The organism is Shewanella sp. ANA-3 (genome assembly GCF_000203935.1).
GTDB lineage: Bacteria > Pseudomonadota > Gammaproteobacteria > Enterobacterales > Shewanellaceae > Shewanella.
Window position 1 is genome coordinate 4,128,300 of record NC_008577.1, and the last position, 24,562, is coordinate 4,152,861.

Genomic DNA, 24,562 nt, shown 5'->3' on the forward strand with positions numbered 1-24,562 from the left:
TGATATGAGTTTCACCAAAGCGCCACTGTTATTGCTTGGTATGAGTTTATGGCTCTCCAACTCTGCATTGGCAGTCGAAGCGGGAGCGAATGAGACTGGCCCAGTAAAAGCCCCCTCACGCCCGAAAAATATTGTGATCATGATTGGCGACGGCATGGGGCCTTCCTATACCAGCGCCTATCGTTATTACAAGGACAATCCAGATACCGAAGAAGTCGAACAAACCGTCTTCGACCGCTTATTGGTTGGCATGGCGAGCACTTATCCCGCCAGCGTCAGTGGTTATGTCACCGACTCGGCCGCCGCCGCGACTGCCCTCGCGACAGGAGTCAAATCCTATAACGGCGCCATCTCGGTCGATACCCAAAAACAGCCACTACCTACCATTTTTGAAAAGGCCAAAACCTTAGGCTTGAGCACGGGTGTGGCGGTCACGTCGCAAATCAACCATGCCACGCCAGCGGCCTTTTTATCCCATAACGAGAGCCGTAAAAACTACGACGCACTGGCATTAAGTTATCTTGAAACCAACGCCGATGTGTTTTTAGGTGGCGGGCAAAAGTACTTTCCTCCAGAGCTGTTAGCCCAGTTCACCGCCAAGGGTTATCAACACATTACCCGCTTTGACGATCTGGCCAGCATTACCCAGCCAAAGGTCTTGGGTTTGTTTGCCGAGGTGCAACTGCCTTGGGCTATTGATGAAAAAGATGCTAAAAAACTCAGCACCTTGACTCAAAAAGCCCTCAGTTTACTGTCGCAAAATGAGCAAGGCTTTGTGCTGCTGGTCGAAGGTAGCCTTATCGACTGGGCGGGACACAACAATGATATCGCCGCCGCCATGGGCGAAATGGATGAATTTGCCAATGCAATTGAAGTCGTCGAGCAATTCGTACGCCAAAACCCTGATACCTTAATGGTGATCACCGCCGACCATAATACTGGCGGGTTATCGATTGGTGCCGATGGCAACTACAACTGGAATCCAGAGATCCTACGTAATATCTCGGCAAGCTCAGATACCTTAGCTCAAGCCGCTCTTGGCGGTGATACTTGGCAAGCAGACCTATCCCGCGGGCTAGGCTTTGAATTGACCGAAGAAGAAGTGACTAAGTTAAATGTTGCCAGAATGCAGGGCTTAGAAACCATGGCCGTTGCGATTCGCCATGTGATTGATAAACGTACAGATACGGGTTGGACAACCGGCGGCCACACGGGGACTGATGTGCAAGTTTTTGCCGCAGGCCCAGCCTCTGAGTTGTTTAACGGTCATCAAGACAACACAGATATCGCCAATAAGATTTTTAGCCTGTTACCTAAGCCTAAAAAGCCAAAAGCCACCGCACAGGTATCGACTCCCGCTCCAGCACCAGAACTAGCACCAGTGCAGTCTCAGAGCTAATTTGCTGCGATTAGCTAATAGATGAAAGGCAACCGTGTTAACACTGTTGCCTTTTTTTATTGGCTTTCATTCCACACCATTCTAGTGAGCGCTGTTTTGCTACATCCCTTCAGTCGGCGGCATGCAGGCTGGCTCGCAGCCGAATAAGGGGTATAATGCCCGCACTTATTTTTTACGGTAGCCATGCAGTGTTAACGAATCCATCGCAAGTCATTATCCGCAATCAGGAAACCCTGAGCCAACATAGAGTCTTAGTGCTAAACCATGAGGCAGACTCATTGCCCAAAGCACTGCTCGATGTCGCCCAGTCCGTCGATGCCCTCGCCTTGGATTATCACCATTACCTGCATTTAGCGCCGCAGGCTAATGCCAAACTGCGCTGCTATTTTGGCCATCAACTGCCCCACCAGGATAAGTACGACACTGTAATTGTGTACTTTCCTAAGGCTAAGCCGTTAGCCCCTTACTTGTTTAATCTGGCCGCTCAGCATTTAGTAGCAGATGGTCAACTCTTAGTCGTGGGTGAGAACAAAGGCGGGGTTAAATCCTTAGTCAAACTGTTGCCGAAATACTTTGCCACCGGCGTCAAACTCGATAACGCGCGCCATTGCCTACTCTTCGGCAGCAGCCTAATCGATACTGCACCCGAGATTAAACTCAGCGATTGGACTAGCCAGTATCAACTCTCCACTCCGCAGGGCAATATCACCATCTGCAACTTAGTCGGCGTGTTCAGCGAGAAGCATTTAGACCAAGGCACAGAGTTATTACTGTCGCATCTACCAACGCTCTCTGGGCGAGTACTGGATTTTGGCTGCGGCGCCGGTGTGATTGCCGCTGCGCTGTTAAAGGCACAACCGACACTGTCGCTAGAATGTATTGATATCAATGCCATGGCGCTGGCCTCCTGCGAACTTACGCTGGCGGCAAACGGCATGACGGCCAAGGTCTATCCCTCCGATGGACTGGCGCAAACCAGTGGAAAATTCGACGGTATTATCTCCAATCCCCCGTTCCACGATGGCCTTGCCAGCACGACCAGCATTGCCCAAAGATTTGTCGCCGATAGCGCCAAGCAATTACAATCTAAAGGGATTTGGCAAATCGTCACTAACCGCCACCTACCCTATTCGGACACCATCGCCGCCGAGTTCGGCCAATTAACCGTGCCAGCAGAGAACAACAAGTACAAACTCTATTCCTTCCAACAGGCCTAATCTTTCGCCCCACTCAATTGTGAGTGGGGCATCCTTAATTTGACTCTAGGATGCACTAAGGAATAAAGGCTCGTTAAGAATGACGAAGATAACGCCGTCCCTATCAAATACGCCCATTTTGAAATCAAAAATACCCCCACAAACAAGTTAACGCAGCCATCTCTTAAATAGCAGTTATTACCATTGAACTGTTCATCTGACTTAAAAGCTAATGCTCCATTCCATGCTTCGGCTCGTTAGCTCAATCGAAAATTCCCACTCTGCTGCCATACAATTCTTATCTATTTGCCTATGTTTGGCCCTGCTATAAATCGACTAACAATGTATGGGTATACAGTCATATTTAAATTGAGGTATTTTTTGAATGATTTGAAGAGAATATCAGTGCGCATTAACTCGATTTGTAACAAATAAAACGCTATAAAATCAATTGACTATAGTAGCAGACTTTTAGTTAATAGGTTTGAAAAACGCGCATGCGCATGAATAAAATGTTAGGCAAATGGATGAACTATGTCAGAATTTAAGTACGAAATTATTGCTCTAGAGGGTTCAACAGAGATAGATTACAGAGCATATTTTGATGGGAAAGCTTGTGATTTATCTGAAGTTTCAGGTCATATTGCGAAACGAAGAGCATCACTTCAACTAATACTTGCTGATATAAGAGAATGTCACGAAATACTTAACTCAATGAGAAATCATGAAGACTTGTCTAGTCATTTATATAAAGCCTTTGTGATTACTTACAGTAAATGTTTTGCTAGTGGCGCTGTACGAGGGTTATCTTTAGATTCAAAGCGAGTATACAAATCTGCTCCTGATCTGCTAAAGCTTCATGACCATGTGTACAAAATGAGAAATACTTATATCGCTCATGCAGATAATTCAGCTTGTGAGCAGGCCGAGGTCTATTTTGTCAAACACGAAAACATCTCAGAAGTGTTTGTGCCAACTAGCAAGTACTCAGCGCCATGGTCGCATAGTTTCGAGGAGCTATTTAGTTTAATCAATGAGTTGTATGCTCATGTTGCTGAACAAACTCGCAAGGTTGATTCGAAAATTACGGAGCAATTTGCCTAACAAACAATTTAAGAGTGATTCAGCACGCTTGGCATTTTTGGTTTGGGTTAAGTTTAGTGTCTACGGTGGTCAAATTTAGTGTCGTGGTCGCGTGCTTCACACCTTAATTGGGCGTTATGTGCTAGGGGCAGTCAGGAGTTTTTTAAAATGAGCATTCAGTTGAAGTTAGTTCATCTTCGAAAGAAAATTAGAGCAAATAAGAAGAAAGTCACTGATGCAATCATTGCAAATCATTCGGCAGAAATTTGCATTATTTGTGGTTCTCACGAGCAATTGACCAAAGAGCACGTTATACCCCAGTGGGTTTATAATCGCTGTACAAAGCGTACTTTTGAAACAACTACTAACGGTATTTCGCAAACTTACAATAAAACCACGCTGCCAGCATGCAAAGATTGTAATTCAAATCTCCTTGGCTTATTGGAACGGCATTTAAAACATGAATTTGAAAGAATAGATGTTCGTCATCAAGAGTTTCCCCAAGAAACTTTAGATCTAGTCATATTGTGGTTAGAGACTCTAGAGTATAAGTTTCAGGTTCTTGATCTTCGGCGAAATTTAAACAAAGCAAAAGGTGCTGATTACATTCCTTATATAGGTAAAATGCCAATTGCTATGTTCCAAGGACCAATGGGAACTAGTCCTGCAAAGGTTTTCTCAAACCTTCGTTCTGCTTTAAACGTTTTAAGCGTAAAATCTAAGGCGGATAGGCTTAACTCTCTCTGTGTAATCCATACCAAAAACAAAGATTTTCATTTCTTTCACTCGACAAATAACTATATTTTCATCGAGTTAGCCAAATTTGGTGTTGCTTTTTTCTACTTCTATAAACAATCATTTGATAATGTTGCCGAAGCAGTAGAGTCCGCCAAGGACATCGTAAATGAACAGTATGCGGGAAAAGGCACATAACAAACTGTTTAAGATTGATTCGCAACACGTGGAATTTTTACTATGCGTTGGTTTCAGTGATTAAGGTGGTATGCAGTAGTATTGTTATTGCGTGCCTCACACTTTAATTAGGCGTTAACATCTAAGGCGGCTATGAAGCACATTATTAGTAAAAATATCGGCATTGAAGAATTCAAAAATAGATTCTCAGAAATCAGAGAAACCTTTCTGGATTCATTAACAGCAGCAAGCGACGGTTATAAGAACGTAAGATACCTTGCTTGTGATGAAGATGGAGCACCTATTAACTGGGTGTGGGACGATGAAACCTTCAGCCATAACAAGGAAGAAGGCTCTCTTGAAGAGGCAATTAAATTTGCCAATAACATGATAGATAGCGGCATGTGTTTCTCCTACATGGGGTGTTTGGCAGGCTCCGGTGAGCTTGAAGTTTGGCTGACAACTTTTGAGTCCCCCATAGAAAAACCGACATGGCCAAGCAATAAAGCCCCCCTATTTGAACTGACTCATGGGGGTGTAACACAAGAATAGAAAAGAGGTAATCAAATGTTAAACCATAGAATTTTGAATCCTGACCCTGCGATTTAATGCTAACCCCACGAATGGAAGCAAAGTACCTAGCCCACTTTACCTCTAAGTTAGATTACTCGAAGATTTTAACGCGCCGCCCCCATCTGGATAGAAACCTTATCCCCTTAAGAACACCACAATAAAGTTGTACTCCCAAGCCGAGCACTAGCGGCTCTCTAGATAAGATTTTTATGGTTTTGTGAACGCTATCAAATGCAGTAAGCGCTAAATTATCGAAGGTTTTACCCCTGTGGTGTTGTCCCTAACATACGGGGCAGCGTTGTAAAGTTTAATTTTTTGTTAAACACAAAAATTGCGCAGCTTTAGGCTCATGCTGGAGCACAGGCAAAAAACCAAAGATAACACTAAGTTACCGCCTATAACTCAGATAAAAATCTATTTAAAAATCAACACATAGACTAAAAGCAACAAAACGCCAACATTTACACCTTTTCATGCCGAAAAGGCTTCTTTGAGCAAAGTTTCTACTGTTATACTCAGGTTAGCTACTAAAACAAAAATAAAACAAATGGATAGGAAGTGCTCTATGTTGGCCCCTGAACTTCTTGAGCTAAGCAGCGATAAAACCAAGGCGGAATTACGCTTAATTCCGAATGAGCACGGTCCCATTACCCGTGATGATGTTATGCGTTTATTGTCCGTGCCAGAGTTCGCCACCCTATTCCCCCTCGAGCCTGCGATAGATAAAGTTATCGCGCAAACCAATTCCCTATGCCATCAAGAAGATGGTAAATACGAGCTATTTGCCGTATTGGCAGAGCGCCGCGATGGCAGCGTAAAAATCGAGCTCAGCCAAGATAAAATGCAAGCTACCATGATCTTAACCGCCCCTTGGGGAGGTAAAGCCGTCGATTTACCCGAAATCCTCACGCAGCTTAAAAAAGACAATGTTTGCATGGGCTTAAGTAAGCTTAAGATCCAAACCTTGCTGCAAAAAATGACCAAGTTAAAACCGGGTGAAAGCTGCCAGAGTGAAATCGCTCAAGGTAAGGCCGCGATCAATGGTCAAAATGCGGTGCTGGAGCGTAAAGTCTCCATCGCCCGTGAACGCCTATTGCAGCCGCAGGAGCGGGAAGACGGCACTGTGGATATGCGTAATCTCGGGGCGATGATCATGGTTAAGCCCAACGATCTGCTAATGATTAAGCATCCCGCGACCGAAGGGTCTCCCGGCTACAACATTAAAGGCGAAGTCCTTAAGCAAAAACCGGGGAAAGATCTGGTATTACAACCCGGTACTGGTACCGACTTCCACCCGAAAGATCCCAATAAACTCATCGCCACAGTGGCAGGCCAACCCGTTGAAACCCGTACAGGCATGAATGTCGACGATGTGTTGCAGCTTAAAGATGTGGATATCAGTACCGGCCATATCAACTTTAAAGGCAGTATTTTAATCACGGGCGATGTACACGAAGGCATGATGGTTAAAAGTTCAGGCGATATTACCGTGATGGGCTTTGTCGATTCGGCAACCCTTGAAGCCGATGGCGATATTACGGTGAGCAAGGGCGTGATTGGTCGCCAAGTCAGAGTGAATGAGTTCTCCACCAATATCACCGCTCAGGGGCAGATCAGCGCCCAGTTCGTGCAATATTCCCAGTTAACAGCCAAGGGTAATATTCTGATCACTAAGCAATTACTCCACAGTAATACCAAAACCGCAGGCACGCTCACAGTTAGCGATCAGAGTGGCCGCCGTGGTGACTTAGTGGGTGGTGTCGTGCATGCCGAAAAGGGCCTCACCGCCGTCGTGATAGGCGCAACTGCGGGCACCAAAACCGAAGTGTACTGCGCCATGGAACAGGGCGAACTCAAACAAAATCTCAAGCAGCTTGAGGAGAGCGTGCATGCAATGGTGGTGGCGACGCTGGATATCGAGGCTCGCCTGAAGAAACTGCCGCCGAAATCCGAATGGCAGAGCGACCCTATCATGATCGAACAGATCAAGATGATGCTCGATGAAAAGAATCGCATCTTAGCTGAACGTTCTCGCGAAGAATTAGAGTTCGATAGCCTCAAGCAAGAAGTCGAAACCTATTACGACAAGTACCGTATCGATGTGATTAAGCATGTGTTCCTCAATGCCGAGTTCCATATTGGTCAAGCCAATCACAGAACCACCCGCGAACACGGTACTTGCTCAATCACCAATCTGAATCAAGAGATTAACTTCGATTACAACGCCAAACCTAAGGCGCAAGCGGCAAGCCATTAACGGGGCAATCATCAACACCCGCTAAGGGTTCATTCCATTGAGTGAACTCTTAGCGTGAATGCTTTGCCACTCATCGTGAGCCCCCATTTACGCAGACTTGCCAGAGAAAATCCCCCAACGCCTTTCATCTTCGCCTAGGTCGGTGGCATACTGATCTCAATACAGCCCTTTAGCACAGACTCTGTCGGCTAAAAGGCTAAGCACATAAAAAGCCTACGGGATTGCGCATGACTCAAGTGAAAATGGCAGACATTGAATGGCCTGCGGTAGTCAAACTCACTCAAAATGACGAACTACTCTACCTCGCCCATCAACGGGATTGGTTAGAACTTGCCTGCCTGTATCAGCATCAATTTGTCGACACGGATTTATTACTCGACAGTCTCGGTAACCAATATCTGATCCGCGCCACCCCAAGCACCATTCATGAAGATCCCATAGGCGAGCTACCTAAGCTACTCAAACAAGAGCAAAAATTGCCGCTTACCGACTTTATCAAATGGGTACAAAAGCACGCCAATGCCATAGGCCAGTGCTGCGTCGCCAAGTTAGCCTTCACCACCTTGGCCCAAGGGATGGAAATCGTTCGCAGCTTAGATGACTAACCCAACTCAAAGAAATCGCGAGCGATCACAATAAAAATTAAGATGATCCTAAAAGCTAATATCCTCAGTCACATTTCACAGGCATAATTTGTCATACACGGCTCAGGCCGTTTTGCCCAAAGCGATTGATATTTATATGCCAAATTATCGCTGGGCATCATTCGGATACACATACAAACGGACCCTAAATTGGAACTACTTAAGATTGACTGCTTAGGCAAATCGCTGCGTTTGGAAGGCTCACTCGCAGGTTGGCAACAACTCTTTTGGGACAACACCTTAGTCTCACAAAAAGCCGCATCGGTCGAAAATGGCGGCCTCAAAGTCCATGAATTTGAACTCACCCAGCACCAGAGCCAATTGGCCAGCGATACCGGCGAAACACAGGTTTTAGAACACAAAATCCAAGTACGCCTCGAGACCGACGTGGTTTGGCAGCCGTTTCGATTCGATTACCGCCTGTTAGTCGATGAGGAAGTGATTGCCCAAGGCACTCGCACCGAGAAAGATATCGAGCGTCAAACCCCAGAAGTCCCCGTGACTAATCCACAAAAAATCAGTTTTGTCGGCTTAGCCTCCCTCGGCTTTAAGCTGCTCAAGAGTGCCAAAGTGATTAAAGTGGTGCTCGCAGGTGCGAGTGTAGCGGCCTATTCTTGGCTATTTTCCTTCCAATTTGCCTTGGCGCTTATCGCCTGTTTGGTCTTCCACGAATACGGCCATATCCGCGCGATGAAATATTTTGGGATGAAAACCAAAGGGATATATCTCATCCCCTTTATGGGCGGACTCGCGCTGAGCGATGAAAAGATTAACACCCGCTGGCAGGATGTGGTCATCTCGATTATGGGGCCAACCTTCGGCCTGTTGATGTCGATAGGCTCGCTTATCGCTTACCACATGACGGACAATGTCTTCTTTGCGGGGCTTGCGGCCTTTAACGCGCTACTTAACCTGTTTAATTTATTGCCGATTTTACCCCTCGATGGCGGCCATATTTTAAAGAGCATTAGCTTCTCGATGAACAGCATCATGGGCTTAATCGCCTGTGTGATTGGCGCCGCCTTTGGGGTGTATATCAGCTATACCTTGGGCCTTGCCCTGCTCGGTTTCCTATTGCTTATCGGTAGCTTAGAGATAGTGTTCGAGTGGCGTACCCGCCATCAAAGCCACCTATTGCCGCTAGATAGATATGGGCAGATTTTCTCGACCATTTGGTATCTGGTCACCGTTGCCGCCCTAGTCGGTATTATCTGGCACTTAGCGGGCACGGGCGATGATATGTTAAGCCTGCCACTGCATATTCTGCGCAGCTAATTACGACTCGCATTAAGATAAAAGCGAGATAATAAAAAACCGCGATAGCCTTAGGCATCGCGGTTTTTATTTATTAACTATTCAATTAGTTATCCGCTAATGGCGGCGCTATATCGCTCCCACCTAAGGCTTGGTAGAGTGTCGCTTGAGCCGTTAATTGGTTATAGCGATTCTCCAGCAATGCGGCTTCGGCGCTGCGGCGATTCTCCTGCGCATCGATCCAATTTTGAATGCCGATAGCACCATGGCGATATTGGCTCTCATAAATGGCTTCGGCCTGGGCGGCGGCGCTAAATTGCAGTTCAAGCTTCTCACCTTGGTAGGCATATTGCTGCTTGGCCGAGATGGCATTATCCACATCCTCGAAGGCGCTGTAGAGGGTTTTACGATAGCTCACTATGGCCGATTGATAGTCGATATCGGCAATATCATTGTTGATTTGCATTTGATTCCATTGCAAAAAAGGCAGCACTAAGCCCGCGCCTAAACTCCCCACGGGATTACGCAATAGCTCCTTTAGCTCTGAGGTCGACTCCCCTACGCTGCCAGTCAAACTCAAGCTTGGGAAGTAACTTGCATAGGTCGCATCCTTACTGGCCAGCGCCGAGCGCAATTGATACAGGGCCGCCTTCACATCGGGGCGACGGCCAACCAAGTCGGCGGGAATACCGACACCAACCTCAGGCACCGCACTGTCCGGCAATTGCTTGATCTCAACCGCCACTTGCTCCGGTGCGCGATTGAGTAAGATCGCCAGAGCATTTTCGGCTTCAACCAACTGTTGCAGCAGTTGGCTGTGGGAGGCCTCTTGCCCCGCTAAACTGCGTTGGGATTCGAGCACATTCAGCTCTGTCACGGCGCCCGAGGCATATTGGCGCTGGGTTAACGCCAACGTTTGCCGACTGTGTTCAATACTCTTATTGCTCAGTTCAATCCGCTCATGCAAATAGCCAATCTGCCAATAGAGCGACGCCGTCGTCGCAACGAGACTCTGCGCCGTGCTCTCCCTATCTTCGAGACTTGCCAGCGCCGTCCACTGGGCTTGGTCGATATTGGCCGACACTTTACCCCAGAGATCCACCTCATAGCTTACCGACAGGTTCGCCTGAAATGCCCTGCTCGAACTGCCGCCATCCAGTGGTTTATTCACAGACGCCGTATTATTGGAGCTGAGCTGTGGATACAGATCATCCCGCGCTAACCCCGCCTGTAAACGCGCCTTTTGCAAGGTTAAGGTGGCGAGCGTCAGATCATTATTGCTGCTGAGCACTTGGCTAATCAGCTGATTCAATTCGGGTTGATTAAACTTCTGCCACCAAGGGTCTAGGCTGACTTGACCATTTACTTGGGTGTGCTGCCACTGCTCTGGCACCTGTAAAGCAGGTGGCTCAAAGTCGGAGCGCATCAGCGCGCCACAACCCGAGAGCAGCGCTATGCTAATGGCGATCACGCTGACCTTAAGCGTTGAACCGACACGGCGGCTTACTTCATTTTGATGCGTTAAAACTCGATTATTCATTCAGTTACTCTCTCGCTAGGGCATCAACAGGGTCTAAACGCGCCGCATTACGAGCGGGCAGGAAGCCAAACAACACCCCGATTAAGGTAGAGCAGGCGAAGGCGGCAACAATAGAAGTCGTCGAATAAATCATCTGGAAACTGCCTCCCGCTTGGGCAAACACCACGCCAATCAGATAGGCCAAGGCCACCCCAAGCGCGCCGCCGCACAGACAAACCAACACGGCCTCAATTAAAAACTGCCGCAGAATATCGCTCTGGCGCGCCCCGACCGCCATGCGAACCCCAATCTCGCGGGTGCGCTCGGTCACCGACACTAGCATGATATTCATCACCCCAATGCCACCCACTACGAGTGAAATCACCGCAATCGCCGAGATTAATAGCGTCATGGTCGCGGTAGTTTTCTCGATATTCTGGCGAATGGTATCCGTGTTAATGGTGAAGAAATCCTGGGTGCCGTGGCGCATCTTCAGCAGGCTAATAATGCCCTGCTCCGCCGCATTGCTCGGCACCGACTCATCGAGTCGCACGGTAATGCCATCTAAGTATTTTTTACCTACCATACGGCCAGAAACCGTCGTGTAAGGCACCCACACATTGAGGGCATCACTATTACCAAAGGCGCTTTCCTTAGGCTGAGTGACGCCAATAATCCGCACCGGCAAATCCCCGAGGAAGATCACTTCCCCGATGGCAGAATTCATAGCGCCACTACTGTTAGGGAACAGCTGTTTACGGGTGTTCTCGTCGATCACCGCATCTTGGGCTAACGCATTAACACTGTCATCGTCCCAAAACTGTCCTTGGGCAAGCTCATAGCCTCGAACGCGGAAGAACTCAGGCCCTACGCCATTCACCGTCGCCGTGACCGCCTTATTGCCATAACGCACAGTCGCACTCGAGCCAATGCTCGGGGTGACACTATCGACATAGGGCAAGTTTTTCAGTGCATTAGCATCGCTTGCGGTCAAAGTTCGCACCCTTGCCGAGCGCCTATCACCAAAGCCTGAGCCGGGGCGAATGTCTATGGTATTGGTGCCCATCGAACTAATGCTCTTTAAGATTTCCCGCTGCGAGCCTTCACCCAGCGCCACCACAGACACCACGGAGGCGATACCGATAATAATCCCGAGCATAGTTAAAAAGGTGCGCAATCTATGGGTCGACATCGCCAGCAGCGCCATTTTCAGGGCTTCGGCATATCTGTCCCATGCCGCCACGCGGGCGCGTGCCTTAGTCTTGGCGGGGATCACTTCGGTCTTAGGCGCAGCAGCAATATTGGAGGCGGGATTAGGCTCATCGCTGATAATCACCCCGTCCTTAATCTCGATAATGCGGTCGGCATGCTGGGCCACATGCATATCGTGGGTCACGATAATGATGGTCTGGCCCTCGCGGTGCAGCTCCTGCAACAGCCGCATCATTTCTTCGCCGCTGTGACTATCTAAGGCGCCCGTCGGTTCGTCGGCGAGGATCACATCGCCGCCATTCATCAGCGCCCGCGCCACACTCACCCTTTGCTGCTGGCCGCCACTGAGCTGATTCGGCTTATGGTCTAGGCGCTCACCTAAACCCAAACGCGATAACAAGCTTTCCGCCCGCTCCCGACGCTCGAGACGATCTTTCCCCGCATACACGGCGGGCACTTCGACGTTACCCACGGCATTGAGATCGCCAAGCAAATGATATCGCTGGAAAATAAAGCCAAAATGCTCGCGCCTCAGCTTTGCCAATTCATCCACATCCATCTGCGAGGTATCTTGGCCATCGATAAAGTACGAGCCCTTTGAGGGTTTATCTAAACAGCCCAAGATATTCATCAGGGTCGACTTACCCGAACCCGAGGCGCCGACAATCGCCACCATCTCACCACGGGCGATGGAAAGATTAATATCTTTGAGTACAGTCAGTTGTTGCTCACCCGCCTGAAAACTGCGGTAGCAAGCTGACACTTCCAGTAATGGCTTACTCACGCTTAAAACCTCATTGGTGGGCCACGGAACTTCATGGTCGAACCGTCTGCGGGCATTCCGAGCACCACTTGGTCGCCTTCGTTCAGGCCAGACAGGATTTCGGCATTGATTTTGTTATTAATACCGACAGTCACATCCACATATTGCACTTGGTTATTCACCAGCACAGGCACTTGATACTGCGGCCCGCGGGATTGGCGATCGCTTGCCGATGCCGCTTTATCCCGCGGTTTAGCTCGCAGCACCTGTGATGGCACTAACAGCGCATCATCGGCTTTGGCGAGCACAATCGAGATCTGCGCCGTCATGCCAATGCGTAGGGTACGGTCGGGGTTTTCGACATCGAATAAGCCGTGGTAGTAGATGGCGTCCGAATCGCTGGAACTCATATTGCTATCGTCACCATCCATGGAGGTGGGGCCGGGTTCAATCGCCCTTAGGGTGCCGCGATAAGGATGGTTGGGACGACCAAGAATCGTAAAGTACACCGCCTGCCCCGGATGCACATTGACTATATCCGCCTCGGAGATCTGTGCCTTGACCGTCATGGTATCGAGCTGTGCCATCTCGACTATGGTTGGCGTGGTTTGATTGGCGTTAACGGTTTGGCCCACTTCAACGGCAGAGTAAACGACGGTGCCATCCATAGGCGCGGTGATCTTGGTATAACCTAAATCGATTCTGGCACTGTCGACATTAATCTCAGCTTGTTGTTTTTGCGCCTGTAACTGCTCAAGCTCGGCTTGATAAACCGTCAGCGTGGCTTCGGCGGTTTCAAAGTCGGCGCGGGAGCTGGCCTTATCGGCGAGCATTTCCTGCTGACGGGTGTATTCGAGTTTTGCCTGACGAATTTGTGCCTGTTTAGCGCGGTACTGGGCATTGATACTTTTAAGGGAGGCCAGCGCATTTTGCAGGTTATTTTGCTGCGCAAGGCTGTCGATTTGCGCGATAAGGTCGCCTTTTTTCACCTCTTGACCAAGATCCACAGGCAGGCTCTGAATTTGCCCCGAAACTTGCGCGCCCACACTCACCAACTTGGAGGCCTGCAACATGCCATTGGCGAGTACCGAGTTTTCAATGTCGCCACGCTTAACGGGTTCAGTCACATAGCTTGGGGCCGCCTCGGGTTTATGCAGCAGAAAATAAGCGCCGCCCCCGAGGAGGACTAAGCCGCTTAAGATCAATATCAGTTTACGCTTTGAGGATTTTTTCATCTGAATCTGGGTGTCCATCAATGCCAGTGGGCGCAAGCGTACATCTTGCGGGAGGAAAAATAGTGCAGTCAGTATATAGAGTTAGCTCAGCGCAGTAGACGAAGGAAATGTCGATATCAGGTAAAGATTTGCAAATATCTGTGTAGAAGTTTGAAACAGAGATCACGGCCGTAACAATTCCCACAAACGAGTCCTGATTCGTTTGCGATGGGTTATTGCCTCAACCTTATTGGTATCCGCCATAACAGGCTAATGAACGCAGGGCAGCATCAAGCTCTGGAACTAAAGTGCCATTGTCAGGCGCCGCAAAATTCAGCAAGTTCTCACTATCATGAACTTGGAAGCACTCCTATGCGCAAATTGACACTCATTGCCACTTGCCTCAGCGCACTGTTATTCACCCCCGCCTATGCCCAGAGTGAGTATCAGGCATTTAGCGAATTTGGCGCCAATCCCGGTGAGTTAACCGCCTCCTATTTATCGCCCGAAGGTCCAGGCCAAGATGCGCTAGTAGTGCTACTGCACGGCTGTGTGCAGGATGGCGTGGAACTGGCCAACAATAGCGGTTTAACCGCCCTCGCCCAAGAGAAAAAGTTTAGCTTACTGGTGCCACAGCAGAGTTTTGATAACAATGTAAAGCGTTGTTATAACTGGTTTTCAGCGCAGGATACTCAGGTGGATAGCGGCGAGATGCTATCGCTGAAAAACATGATAGCCAAAGCCCAATCCCAATCCGGCGCAAAACGCGTGTATGTGATTGGCCTATCCGCCGGTGGCGCTATGGCCAGCGCCGCACTGGTTAACTATCCCGATTTATTCACCTCAGGCGCGGTGATCGCAGGCCTGCCTTACCCCTGCGCTGACAACCTGACCAAAGCCATTTCCTGCATGAAAAAGGGCCCAGCAGAGTCTGTTGAAGAATTAGTGAGTTTTGCCAAACAGGTGCATCCGAACCAACAACACTGGCCCGCCTTAACCGTGTGGACAGGGCAAAATGATGTGGTGGTGAATCCTGAAAATGCCAAACAACTCTCAGCCCAGTGGGTCGCACTGACCCAAGCGAATAAAACACCAAGAGTCGAACAATATGCCGACTATAGTGTTAGCACTTGGTCCGATACGAGTGGCAATAACCTTATTTCGTTAGTCGAAATAAATAATATGGGCCATGGCATTGCCGTTAATCCAGATATTAAAAATGGCGGGAACACGGGAGACTTTTTACTAAAAGCACCTATCAGCAGCATGTCAGAAATAATCAATCTTTGGGGAATATAGGGTTTAATAATAAATAAACCTTGAGTATCGATATTCAACGTATCGGTATAAAAATAAAAACAATGAGTTAAAAACACATACTACTATAGTACCGATTTAAATTTTAAATAATTACTATAGAGTCAATGTGAATCAGAAAAATAGTAGTAAGTACCAACCTTTAAAAAATAAATACTACAACGGGAAATCTGTATGAAACAGAATACTATCAAAATGAGTTGCATTGCTTTAGCTATCTCATCTGCATTGGCAGCACAATATGCTGTTGCCGAGGATGAAAATAGCACCGGGGAGAAGCAAGCTACCTTAGAACGCATTGAAGTCACCGCTCGTAAGTCCATTGAGAGCCTGCAAAACGTACCAGTTGCAGTGACCTCGGTCAGTGCTGACGATTTGGCGGAAAATGGCATCAGTGTGATGACTGAAATCCAGCAATTTTCACCCAACACTACGCTGCAATCCAGTCGCGGCACTAACTCTACCCTCACGGCCTTTATTCGCGGTGTCGGCCAGGAAGATCCGCTCTGGGGCTATGAGCCCGGCGTCGGTATCTATATCGACGATGTGTATATCGCCCGCCCACAGGGCGCGGTGCTCGATATCCTCGATGTGCAACGTATCGAAGTACTGCGTGGCCCACAGGGCACCCTCTATGGTAAAAATACCATCGGCGGCGCGGTCAAATACGTGACCAAGAAGATGAGCGGTGACGCTGAGTTAAACCTCAATGCCACCATCGGCAGCTACAACCAGCAAGACTACAAGATAGCAGGTCAATTACCTTTAATTGATAACAAGCTGTATATTGGTGGCGCCTTCGCAAGCTTAAATCGCGATGGTTATGGTGATTTCATCACCTCAGCATTACCAGACCAAGACACTGAAAACTATAACAAAGATGTTATGGCAGGGCGTGTGAGCTTAGAATACACGCCAACCGACGATCTGTTTATGCGCCTCAACTACGACAAAACCACAGATGAGTCGAATTCAAAGGGGGGCTACCGCATGCTCCCCAGTGTCCTGACCGATGCCCCTGTACCAGACAGCAAATACGACTCTTACACCAGTATGCCAACCTGGAACAAAGTGGAAACCGAAGGTTGGGGGCTGACCATTGAATACGGCTTGAACGATGATTGGACACTGAAATCCGTGACCTCATCCCGCGAGAGCTATTCGCCCACCAACATCGACTTTGACAACACCAGCCTGCGTATTTTGGACGTTCCAGCCATCTACGATGACGAACAATTTAGTCAGGAATTCCAAGCTAACTACGACGGCGATAACTTGAAACTCGTCTCAGGCCTTTATTACTTTAAAGGCGATTCCTGCGGGATGTTCGATTCCATCCTGTATGAATATTACAAAGCCTACGGTGGTCTCACTCGTGAAGTTCGTGGTTGCAACAACAGTGAAAGCTATGCCGCCTACGCTCAGGGCTCTTACGACATCACTGATAAATTGTCGATGACCGCAGGTTTGCGTTATACCCGCGAAACGAAGGATGCCACTGTCTATAACGGCATCATGTTTACGACGCTTTATCCCGAAACTGGCTGGATCCCAGGATATGTTCGCGATGAAGATGCCATCAACGCCAGTATTCCTAAGGTGTTAGATGATGAAGAAACCTGGTCGAAACTCAATCCACGCTTAGGTTTAGAGTACCAACTCAGCGACGATATGATGCTCTTTACCAGCTATTCACAGGGCTTCAAGTCGGGCACCTTTAACCCAAGGGCAACGGGTCCAGAACCCGCAGTAGACCCAGAAGTCGTTGATTCCTATGAGCTGGGTATGAAGAGTGAATGGTTTGACAGGCTGCGAGTTAACGCAACCGCCTTCTACTTAGACCATAAAGACAGACAGTTCGTGACCGTATTACCCGGTGAAAACGCGTCCGATCTTAACCAACGTCTAGGCAACATTGGTAAATCGACCGCCACGGGTCTAGAACTCGAAGTGGAATACGCCGCGACTGAGTCATTAAATCTGTTCGCGACTCTGGGCTTAATCGATGCCAGCTTCGAGGAAGTAATCTCCTACGATAGCGATGGAAACCGCATCGATATCAGCGACACTTACACTATCACCAACACCCCAGATACCACGGCAAACGTTGGATTTAGCTACAATATCGACACGGATATCGGCAGCTTTGTGGCCAACGGTAACTACTACTATCGCAGCGACTACGACTTAGCCGTAGTAAATAACCTGCTGAGCCAAGACGGTTATGGCCTGCTAAACCTCGGCTTGAACTGGTATAGCAACGACGGTCACTGGCAAGCGGGTCTGCATTGGAAAAACGTCACTAACGAAGAATATCTGGTCGGTAACTACGCCTTCGTCACCCCAGATGGTAATGGCGGATATATTCCAGGTTTAGGCGGTGACAATACATTAATTGGTTATTATGGCGATCCAGAGACTATCTCTCTCACCGTTGGCTATAATTTCTAGAATATAATGTTATTGACAAATAATAATAACCGACTCCCATGAGTCGGTTATTAATTTAACGGCTTTAAATATTATCTAGCATTAATTTCCAATAGGATTAAACTGGGTTAAAAAATAAAGGGAACGGATTATGTCTCAGATAAAAGTCGCCATTGCTGATGATCATCCATTATTTCGTACAGCCTTAACACAAGCTGTTCTCAAGAATGTGAATACGGCGGAAGTATTGGAAGCGGAAAACTTTCAAGAATTAATTACGCTCGTTGAGAATAATCCTGATATTGAACTTATCTTTCTCGATTTACATATGCCCGGCAATGAGGGCTTTACCGGCTTAACCCTACTACAGAATCATTTTCCCGATATCGCGGTGATCATGGTGTCCTCCGATGATCAGCCCGAGATTATCCGTAAGGCCATTAACTTTGGCGCCAGTGCGTTTATCCCCAAATCCGCCAGCTTAACCCAGATCTCCACCGCGATTGCCACAGTGCTCGAAGGGGAAGTCTGGCTACCGGAACACACGGATATCAATGTCGATCAGCAAACCGCTGCCGAGCATCAACGTTTAGCGAAGCAACTGGCACAATTAACCCCGCAGCAGTACACAGTGCTGGCCAGCATTGCCAATGGACGCTTAAACAAGCAGATCGCCTATGATCTTGATATTAAAGAGACCACGGTAAAAAAACACGTATCGGCGATACTGGTTAAACTCGAAGTCTACAACCGCACTCAAGCGGGCTTAGTCTTTCAACAATTGATGATAACCAGCAACGATAAACCGCCGATCAGCGCCTAACTAACCTAGGCTCCAGAATTCAAACCTAAAGAAAAACAGTGGAACTAAGCCACTGTTTTTTTTATCAGCATTTACCAATCCGAAAGCACGAGAGTGCCGAGTTAAGACAATTGCTTAATCAATCGTTTTAAGGCGGTGGCTTTAACGGGTTTACGCACAAAACTGAACTGTGCACTGCTGGTATGTTGTCGCACGGATTCAGACGGATCTGCCGAGCAGATAATGCAGGTCGGACGCTGACTGCTAAACACAGGATGGGTGAGCAAGCTTTGCACCAGATCGACACCGTTTTGGTCATCATCCAAGTGGTAATCGGCAATGATAAGCTTCGGCAACACCTGCTGCGTCAGTTGCTGCTCGGCACTGGCTTTATCCCGTGCAGTGAGTACATGGCAGCCCCAGCCTAACAGTAATGAGGAGATGGCCTTTAGCATTAACTCATCGTTATCTATGACTAACACGCTGATATTAAAGCTATCGTTTGCGCCTTCCTCTTCGCTGCGTAGCTTAACCACATTACTGGGATTACTGGGTTTAGCCTGGGCGAATACGCGCGGCACTTCAACGCTAAAACAGGTGCCCTTACCCACCTCTGAGTGCAACGCAATCTTAAGCCCGAGTAACTTAGCGATGCGATCGCAAATCGCCAGTCCCAGCCCAAGCCCTGGGATCTCCCGCGTTTGTTCGAGGCGCTCAAACTCGCCGAAAATCGCCTGCTGTTTATCTTGAGGAATGCCCGGGCCATTGTCCCACACTTGAATGAGCAGGCTGTGTTCGAGTCGCCTCACACCCAGCAACACCTTAGGCACAAAATCGGCTTGTGATAGCTTAGGCAGAGCCGCGCTGGCATTGAGCGACAGCGGCGTTTGCCGATTCACCGCGCCAGCCGGGGAATAATGGAACGCATTGGAGAGGAAGTTTTGAATAATCCGTCGCAGCAAACGTTGGTCGCTTTGCACTAGACAGGAGGAAAGCTGATAGGAAAAATCGATGCCCTGCTCGGCAGAAAGCACTTTAAACTCATTCACTAAGGTTGAGAGTAAATCATTGAGCGCAAACTGGCTCTGCTCGGTTTTAAGGCTGCTGCTATCGAGGCGGGAGATTTCCACCAGATCGGATAACAGGCTCTCCACCACATTTAAGGAGGCTTCAATATGGGTGGCAAGATCCTTGAGTTCGGTCGACGTCACCCGCTGTTTGAGCATCTCGGTAAACAGGGTGAGCGCGTTAAAGGGCTGCATTAAATCGTGGCTCGCCGCCGCTAAAAAACGTGTCTTACTGCTATTGGCCGCCTCGGCTTCGGCCTTGGCTTTCGCGAGTTCCCTTGTGCGGCTTTCGACCCGCTTTTCGAGGGTTTCGTTAGCCAGTTGCAGGGCTTTTTCGGCCTGAATATGGGCGGTAATGTCGGTAAAGGTACTGACAAAGCCGCCACCCGGCATGGCTTGACCACGGATCTCCAGTACCTTGCCATCGAGCATAGTGCGCTGGAAATGGTGTGGGCTGCCGCTACGCATATGGGCGAGGCGTTTTTCAACCAGCTCATGGGCCTCATCGCCCACAATAATGCCGCGCTCGATATTAAACCTCAGCAGCGTCTCTATCGGTATGCCTGCTTTGACGTAATCTTTAGGATAATCAAGCAATTCAATATAGCGTTTGTTCCATGCAACTAGGCGCATATCGGCATCGACTACGCTGATCCCCTGCTCGATGTTTTCGACCCCTGATTGCAGCAGCTCGCGGTTAAACTCGAAGATCTGGTTGGCCTCATCGACTATGCTGACCACATCCTCCAGCGGCACTTGCTGGGAGCGTGAGGCGGCATTCATCACCATCCGCGTCGAGGCAGACCCTAGCACTCCCGACAGCTTAAGGCGGGTGTAATCCACCAGCTCCTCGCGCCGTGTGGCTAATTGCAATTCCGAACCAAGTACTTTCGCCCTAGCCTGCAGGGCATCGGCTTCTTCCTTATTGATAAAGCGGTGTAGTAGGCTCGCCAGATCCTCAACCGAGAGGTGCCTTTCCAGCGCCACCTGTTTGCGGTTAACAAACACATCGGCTTGAAGCACTTCCCCCACACTCTGCTCTTTCAGCAACGAAATCAGCACAAAACAACCGACGTTCGCGAGCAAACTATACAGTAGGCCGTGGCTGATATTATCCAGCCCCGTCAGGCCAAATAGCGCGGTTGGAGTTAACCATGGAATATTCAACAAGCCTTGGGTGACCCAGAGTGCATCGGGAAAGGTCGCGGGCAGCAGCAAGGTATAGAGCCAGACTAAACTGCCCATCAACATGCCCCAAAAGGCACCTTGGGTGGTAGCGCGGCGCCAATAGAGCGCGCCCACGGCGGCGGGAAAAAACTGCGACAACAGCACAAAGGATAATAAGCCAATACTGGCCAAGTGATTCTGCTGATCGATATAACGCTCGAAGGCAAAGGCCGATAGCAGAATCGCCGCTATCGATATCCGCCGTAAATTGAGCAATATCCCCGCAAGCTGCGGCGTCTGCTGCGAGCTAAATTTCGGTAATCTCAGCAGCAATGGAGTTAAAATCTCGGTCGAAATCATGGTGCTCAGTACAATCGCCGCCACAATGACCATGGCCGTTGCCGCCGCAAGGCCGCCAATATACACCAAGATCCCAAGCCAAGCTTGCTGATAGAAGAGTGGTAAGGTTAGCACGTAGGTGTCGGCATCGACACTGCCGCCGGGGAAGCTAATCTGCCCCGCAAGTGCGATAGGTAACACAAAGGCATTAATCAGCAGCAGATAGAGTGGCACCATCCAACGGGCGGCTTTTAACTCTTTGGCATGATGATTTTCAATCATCATCATGTGGAATTCCTGTGGCAGCGCATAGATGGTAATGGCGCCAAGCAGAATTTGTGACAGCACAAAATAGAGTGAATTCCCCTCAGAACTCGGCGGTAAATGTTGACCTCGAGCGAGCAAATCACTAAAACCATCAAACACATAGAAAGTCGCGAACAACCCAACCGTGGTGAGCGCAAACAGCTTTACAATTGAGCTAAAGGCAATCGCTAATACCAAGCCTTGGTTTTGTTTACTGGCCGAAAGCTGCCGAGTACCGAATAAGATACTAAAGATAATCAACACGATAGTAACGATAAACGCCGTGCTGATCCCAGATTGAAAAGTACCAGTTAAGAGGTCGAAGCTGGTGCTTATCGCCCTCAGTTGCAGCGCGATATAGGGAATAGTGCCAAAGAGGGACACCATGGCAACGCTGGCGGCAATTTTAGGCGAGCGGTCGAAGCGGCAGGCGATAAAGTCAGCAATCGAGGTCAGGTTTTGGCTTTTGATGATCTGCAATGTGCGCATCAACATAGGCCACGCCAGCACTAGGCAGATTATCGAACCTATGTAGATGGGCGCTAACCAAGCGCCCGTGGTCGCCGCTTGCCCAACCGTGCCGTAAAACGCCCAAGAAGTACAACACACCCCCAAGGATAAACTGTACACCCAAGGCCGTTTACGCCATTGATCTATCGCCTGATTTTGCCCCCATTGGGCGACAATAAACAGCACAGCCAAATAGGCAATCGATATAACGCTGATCCACCAAGTATCAACAGACAACCACGCCAGCAAGATATTCCCCAATCAACCTGTATACACCCAGCCAAACTACACTAGACAAACAAATTGTTAAACACTTGATAACAGCACGGTGCACTAAGGTAGTACTTATTTATCCCCCCCCATCGGCTAACCTACGGCCAATATTGACTCGAGGTTTTAAACAACTATGCCGATAAAAATTACCCATAAATATCTCGTAGAAGGCTTGGTTTTTACCAGTTACGTCTTATTTGCAATGGCATGGGTTGGCGGCACCGCGAGTATGAATAACATCATGGCCTCGATGCATATCGAGAGTTATGCCTCCGCCAGTTTATTGAGCGGCGCTGTCACCTTAGCCAAAATTGTCGGCACCTTTGCTGCGGCCTATCTCACCCTCAAATTTGGGGTGAAGTATGCGTTTTTAGTCGCGGCGTTATTGATAGTCACAGGCATCATGACACCCTTCGCTCCAAACTATGAGTTACTGCTGGTGAGCCGCTTTTTAATGGGGCTGGGCGGCGCCTTTATGATTGTCTATTTCAACCCGATTGTGATGCACTGGTTCGCCCCCGAAGAACGCCCAGTGATCAATGGATTAAACGCGGTGGCCTTTAATGTGGGCACGGCTATCGTGCTTTGGGGTATGCCGAGCATCAACGCCATCAGCGGCGGTTGGCAACAAAGCCTGTTGGTGTTTTCCCTGGCCAGTCTGGTACTGGCGCTACTGTGGTTATTGGTGAAGTTTGAACAAGCCCCTAGCCATCAAGCCAATGCACAACAAGATAACACCCACTCATACTCCTATCTCGATGGCTTAAAAGACGGCTTTAACTGGGCCTATGCCCTCACCTACTCGGGATTATTATCCTTTTATATTTGCCTATTCACCTTTTATCCGCAGGCGGGCATCAGCCAGAGTAAGTGGGTGATTGGTTTTGGGATTGTCGGCACCATAGCGGGGATACTCTACAGCCGTAAACAGCCCCTGCGCCTGCCGATTATTCGCCTCAGCGGCCTGCTTATTTTCTTGACCGTGTTAGGGCTCTCCTTTGGCACGGCGCCTTGGCTGCAAACCCTGTGCGCTATCGTCTTAGGCTTTTGCATCTTTTTACCTGTCACCGCTTTAGTCTCGATTCCCCACGAGCTACCTAAGATGACCAGTCAAAAAATCACAGTGATTTTTAGCCTGTTTTGGTCAATCAGCTATCTGATTTCGACCTTAGTGCTATGGCTGTTTGGCAAGCTCGTGGATATCAACCAAGGCAGTTACTTCGCCTCGTTTGTGCTGATCACCCTATTAAGCGCCACAGTGTTTGTCGGCAGCTATTTTCTCCCCGAAACCGGACAAGCTAAGGAGTAAGCATGCAAGTTTCCCCACGCGGTACCGCTTCAGCAAAGCTGACGGATTTTCTTGAGTTAGCGAACCAGAATATCGCCCTCGCGAAACAGCAAAATATTCAATACAGCCCACAGCTGCTGCGGGAAAACTTGAACAAACTCGCTGCCCTGATGAGTGCTAAGCCTGAGGTGAGTTATATCGCCGATAAGGCATGGCAAGTTAAGGATGCGCAGCATGGCGACAGGGAAATTGGTTGCCGAGTTTATAGCCCTGCGCCCAACAAAGCGCTGCCCGTGGTATTACATTTTCACGGCGGCGGCCATATGTGCGGCAGTGTGGAGCTATACGACCCTATCTGTCGTCACCTTGCCAGTATCGCTCAATGTGTGGTGATCAGTGTTGAGTATCGCCTCGCGCCCGAACATCCCTATCCGGCGGGACTTGAAGACTGCGAATACGCCCTGCGCCACTATCAAAGCGTGCTGACTGAGGTGCAATACCAACAAGGTGTCAGCATTATGGGTGACAGTGCCGGTGGCGCGCTATGCACTAGCCTTAGCCAACGCAGCCTCAGCGACAGCACACTTAACATCGCCAAACAGATCTTGGTGTATCCCAGCGTGGATTACACTATGGCGAGCGCTTCCTATCAGAGTAATGGTGCGGGTTTCTTGCTCGAAACCCCGAGGGTGCAATGGTACTTCGAGCAATATTTTCAGGAAGTGGCTAAGGATGCCGAGCGAGTCAAACAAGCTTCCCCCTTACATGGCGAGTTCAACGCCAAACTGCCCAGCACCTTGATATTTACCGCGGGCTGTGACCCACTGCGAGATGAAGGCATTGCCTATGCCAACGCCTTAACAGCAGCTGGCGTGCAGGTGCAACACCATCAATTTGAAGACATGATCCACGCCTATATGCTGCTGCAGGATTTGGTTACAGAAGAATGCCTTGCGACCTACCGCATGATTGCCGCGTTTTTAGCTGAGCCCATAACCGCGACCTCTCGCTAGCTGGCCCATTCAAACTCTCCCTCA

The 24,562-nt window shown here is 48.9% G+C and carries 17 protein-coding genes; 13 read left to right on the plus strand and 4 right to left on the minus strand.

The features are described from left to right. Positions 1–4: 4 nt before the first annotated feature. From SHEWANA3_RS18035 to SHEWANA3_RS18070, 8 genes are all read left to right on the plus strand, one after another. Positions 5–1,399 (plus strand): alkaline phosphatase, encoded by a 1,395-nt coding sequence (locus SHEWANA3_RS18035; RefSeq protein WP_011718238.1) that lies wholly within the window; start codon positions 5–7, stop codon positions 1,397–1,399. Positions 1,400–1,587: 188 nt separating this feature from the next. Further along, complete coding sequence (locus SHEWANA3_RS18040) at positions 1,588–2,616, plus strand: methyltransferase (protein ID WP_041413148.1); 1,029 nt, start codon at positions 1,588–1,590, stop codon at positions 2,614–2,616. 513 nt (positions 2,617–3,129) lie between these two features. Continuing rightward, positions 3,130–3,699 carry a hypothetical protein gene (locus tag SHEWANA3_RS18045; protein WP_011718240.1) on the plus strand — a complete coding sequence of 190 codons (570 nt, stop codon included), beginning with the start codon at positions 3,130–3,132 and terminating at the stop codon, positions 3,697–3,699. A 147-nt stretch (positions 3,700–3,846) separates the two neighbouring features. Continuing rightward, the gene (locus SHEWANA3_RS18050; RefSeq protein ID WP_041412781.1) at positions 3,847–4,611 is read left to right on the plus strand and encodes a hypothetical protein; all 765 of its coding nucleotides are present in this window, start codon (positions 3,847–3,849) and stop codon (positions 4,609–4,611) included. 132 nt (positions 4,612–4,743) lie between these two features. Beyond that, on the plus strand, positions 4,744–5,142 hold the full coding sequence (locus SHEWANA3_RS18055; RefSeq protein ID WP_011718242.1) for a hypothetical protein: 399 nt from the start codon (positions 4,744–4,746) through the stop codon (positions 5,140–5,142). A 586-nt stretch (positions 5,143–5,728) separates the two neighbouring features. Next, the gene (locus tag SHEWANA3_RS18060; protein ID WP_011718243.1) at positions 5,729–7,420 is read left to right on the plus strand and encodes a FapA family protein; all 1,692 of its coding nucleotides are present in this window, start codon (positions 5,729–5,731) and stop codon (positions 7,418–7,420) included. 227 nt (positions 7,421–7,647) lie between these two features. Next, positions 7,648–8,025 (plus strand): DUF4144 domain-containing protein, encoded by a 378-nt coding sequence (locus SHEWANA3_RS18065; protein ID WP_011718244.1) that lies wholly within the window; start codon positions 7,648–7,650, stop codon positions 8,023–8,025. A gap of 189 nt (positions 8,026–8,214) precedes the next feature. Continuing rightward, positions 8,215–9,339, plus strand: coding sequence for a site-2 protease family protein (locus SHEWANA3_RS18070; protein ID WP_011718245.1), 1,125 nt, complete (start codon positions 8,215–8,217; stop codon positions 9,337–9,339). Between the two features lie 85 nt (positions 9,340–9,424). Here SHEWANA3_RS18070 and SHEWANA3_RS18075 read toward each other — a convergent pair whose 3' ends face one another. Genes SHEWANA3_RS18075 through SHEWANA3_RS18085 form a run of 3 tightly spaced genes read right to left on the minus strand, consistent with a single transcriptional unit; the run spans position 9,425 to position 14,047 of the window. Beyond that, complete coding sequence (locus SHEWANA3_RS18075) at positions 9,425–10,858, minus strand: efflux transporter outer membrane subunit (RefSeq protein ID WP_011718246.1); 1,434 nt, start codon at positions 10,856–10,858, stop codon at positions 9,425–9,427. A 4-nt stretch (positions 10,859–10,862) separates the two neighbouring features. Next, positions 10,863–12,833 (minus strand): MacB family efflux pump subunit, encoded by a 1,971-nt coding sequence (locus SHEWANA3_RS18080; RefSeq protein ID WP_011718247.1) that lies wholly within the window; start codon positions 12,831–12,833, stop codon positions 10,863–10,865. A 2-nt stretch (positions 12,834–12,835) separates the two neighbouring features. Continuing rightward, positions 12,836–14,047, minus strand: a complete 1,212-nt coding sequence (locus SHEWANA3_RS18085) for an efflux RND transporter periplasmic adaptor subunit (RefSeq protein ID WP_041412784.1) — start codon at positions 14,045–14,047, stop codon at positions 12,836–12,838. A 351-nt stretch (positions 14,048–14,398) separates the two neighbouring features. Between SHEWANA3_RS18085 and SHEWANA3_RS18090 the strand changes: the two genes are divergently transcribed. From SHEWANA3_RS18090 to SHEWANA3_RS18100, 3 genes are all read left to right on the plus strand, one after another. After that, positions 14,399–15,325, plus strand: a complete 927-nt coding sequence (locus SHEWANA3_RS18090) for a PHB depolymerase family esterase (RefSeq protein WP_011718249.1) — start codon at positions 14,399–14,401, stop codon at positions 15,323–15,325. 192 nt (positions 15,326–15,517) lie between these two features. Next, positions 15,518–17,794: a TonB-dependent receptor gene (locus SHEWANA3_RS18095; RefSeq protein ID WP_011718250.1), complete on the plus strand. Its 2,277-nt coding sequence runs from the start codon at positions 15,518–15,520 to the stop codon at positions 17,792–17,794. Between the two features lie 130 nt (positions 17,795–17,924). Beyond that, a complete protein-coding gene (locus tag SHEWANA3_RS18100; protein WP_011718251.1) occupies positions 17,925–18,596 on the plus strand; it encodes a response regulator transcription factor in 672 nt (223 codons plus the stop codon). 101 nt (positions 18,597–18,697) lie between these two features. Here the strand turns inward: SHEWANA3_RS18100 and SHEWANA3_RS18105 are convergent, their stop codons facing one another. Further along, the gene (locus tag SHEWANA3_RS18105; RefSeq protein WP_041412786.1) at positions 18,698–22,213 is read right to left on the minus strand and encodes a PAS domain-containing hybrid sensor histidine kinase/response regulator; all 3,516 of its coding nucleotides are present in this window, start codon (positions 22,211–22,213) and stop codon (positions 18,698–18,700) included. A 157-nt stretch (positions 22,214–22,370) separates the two neighbouring features. Here SHEWANA3_RS18105 and SHEWANA3_RS18110 point away from each other — a divergent pair, with 157 nt between their 5' ends. Next, positions 22,371–23,546 carry an MFS transporter gene (locus SHEWANA3_RS18110; RefSeq protein WP_011718253.1) on the plus strand — a complete coding sequence of 392 codons (1,176 nt, stop codon included), beginning with the start codon at positions 22,371–22,373 and terminating at the stop codon, positions 23,544–23,546. A gap of 2 nt (positions 23,547–23,548) precedes the next feature. Then, complete coding sequence (locus tag SHEWANA3_RS18115; protein ID WP_011718254.1) at positions 23,549–24,538, plus strand: alpha/beta hydrolase; 990 nt, start codon at positions 23,549–23,551, stop codon at positions 24,536–24,538. Positions 24,539–24,562: the final 24 nt, after the last annotated feature.

Coding starts and splice junctions, on each gene's coding strand:
- SHEWANA3_RS18035 (WP_011718238.1), top strand. CDS start 5: ATGAGTTTCACCAAAGCGCCACTGTTATTGCTTGGTATGAGTTTATGG.
- SHEWANA3_RS18045 (WP_011718240.1), top strand. CDS start 3,130: ATGTCAGAATTTAAGTACGAAATTATTGCTCTAGAGGGTTCAACAGAG.
- SHEWANA3_RS18050 (WP_041412781.1), top strand. CDS start 3,847: ATGAGCATTCAGTTGAAGTTAGTTCATCTTCGAAAGAAAATTAGAGCA.
- SHEWANA3_RS18055 (WP_011718242.1), top strand. CDS start 4,744: ATGAAGCACATTATTAGTAAAAATATCGGCATTGAAGAATTCAAAAAT.
- SHEWANA3_RS18060 (WP_011718243.1), top strand. CDS start 5,729: ATGTTGGCCCCTGAACTTCTTGAGCTAAGCAGCGATAAAACCAAGGCG.
- SHEWANA3_RS18065 (WP_011718244.1), top strand. CDS start 7,648: ATGACTCAAGTGAAAATGGCAGACATTGAATGGCCTGCGGTAGTCAAA.
- SHEWANA3_RS18075 (WP_011718246.1), bottom strand. CDS start 10,858: ATGAATAATCGAGTTTTAACGCATCAAAATGAAGTAAGCCGCCGTGTC.
- SHEWANA3_RS18085 (WP_041412784.1), bottom strand. CDS start 14,047: ATGAAAAAATCCTCAAAGCGTAAACTGATATTGATCTTAAGCGGCTTA.
- SHEWANA3_RS18090 (WP_011718249.1), top strand. CDS start 14,399: ATGCGCAAATTGACACTCATTGCCACTTGCCTCAGCGCACTGTTATTC.
- SHEWANA3_RS18095 (WP_011718250.1), top strand. CDS start 15,518: ATGAAACAGAATACTATCAAAATGAGTTGCATTGCTTTAGCTATCTCA.
- SHEWANA3_RS18100 (WP_011718251.1), top strand. CDS start 17,925: ATGTCTCAGATAAAAGTCGCCATTGCTGATGATCATCCATTATTTCGT.
- SHEWANA3_RS18110 (WP_011718253.1), top strand. CDS start 22,371: ATGCCGATAAAAATTACCCATAAATATCTCGTAGAAGGCTTGGTTTTT.
- SHEWANA3_RS18115 (WP_011718254.1), top strand. CDS start 23,549: ATGCAAGTTTCCCCACGCGGTACCGCTTCAGCAAAGCTGACGGATTTT.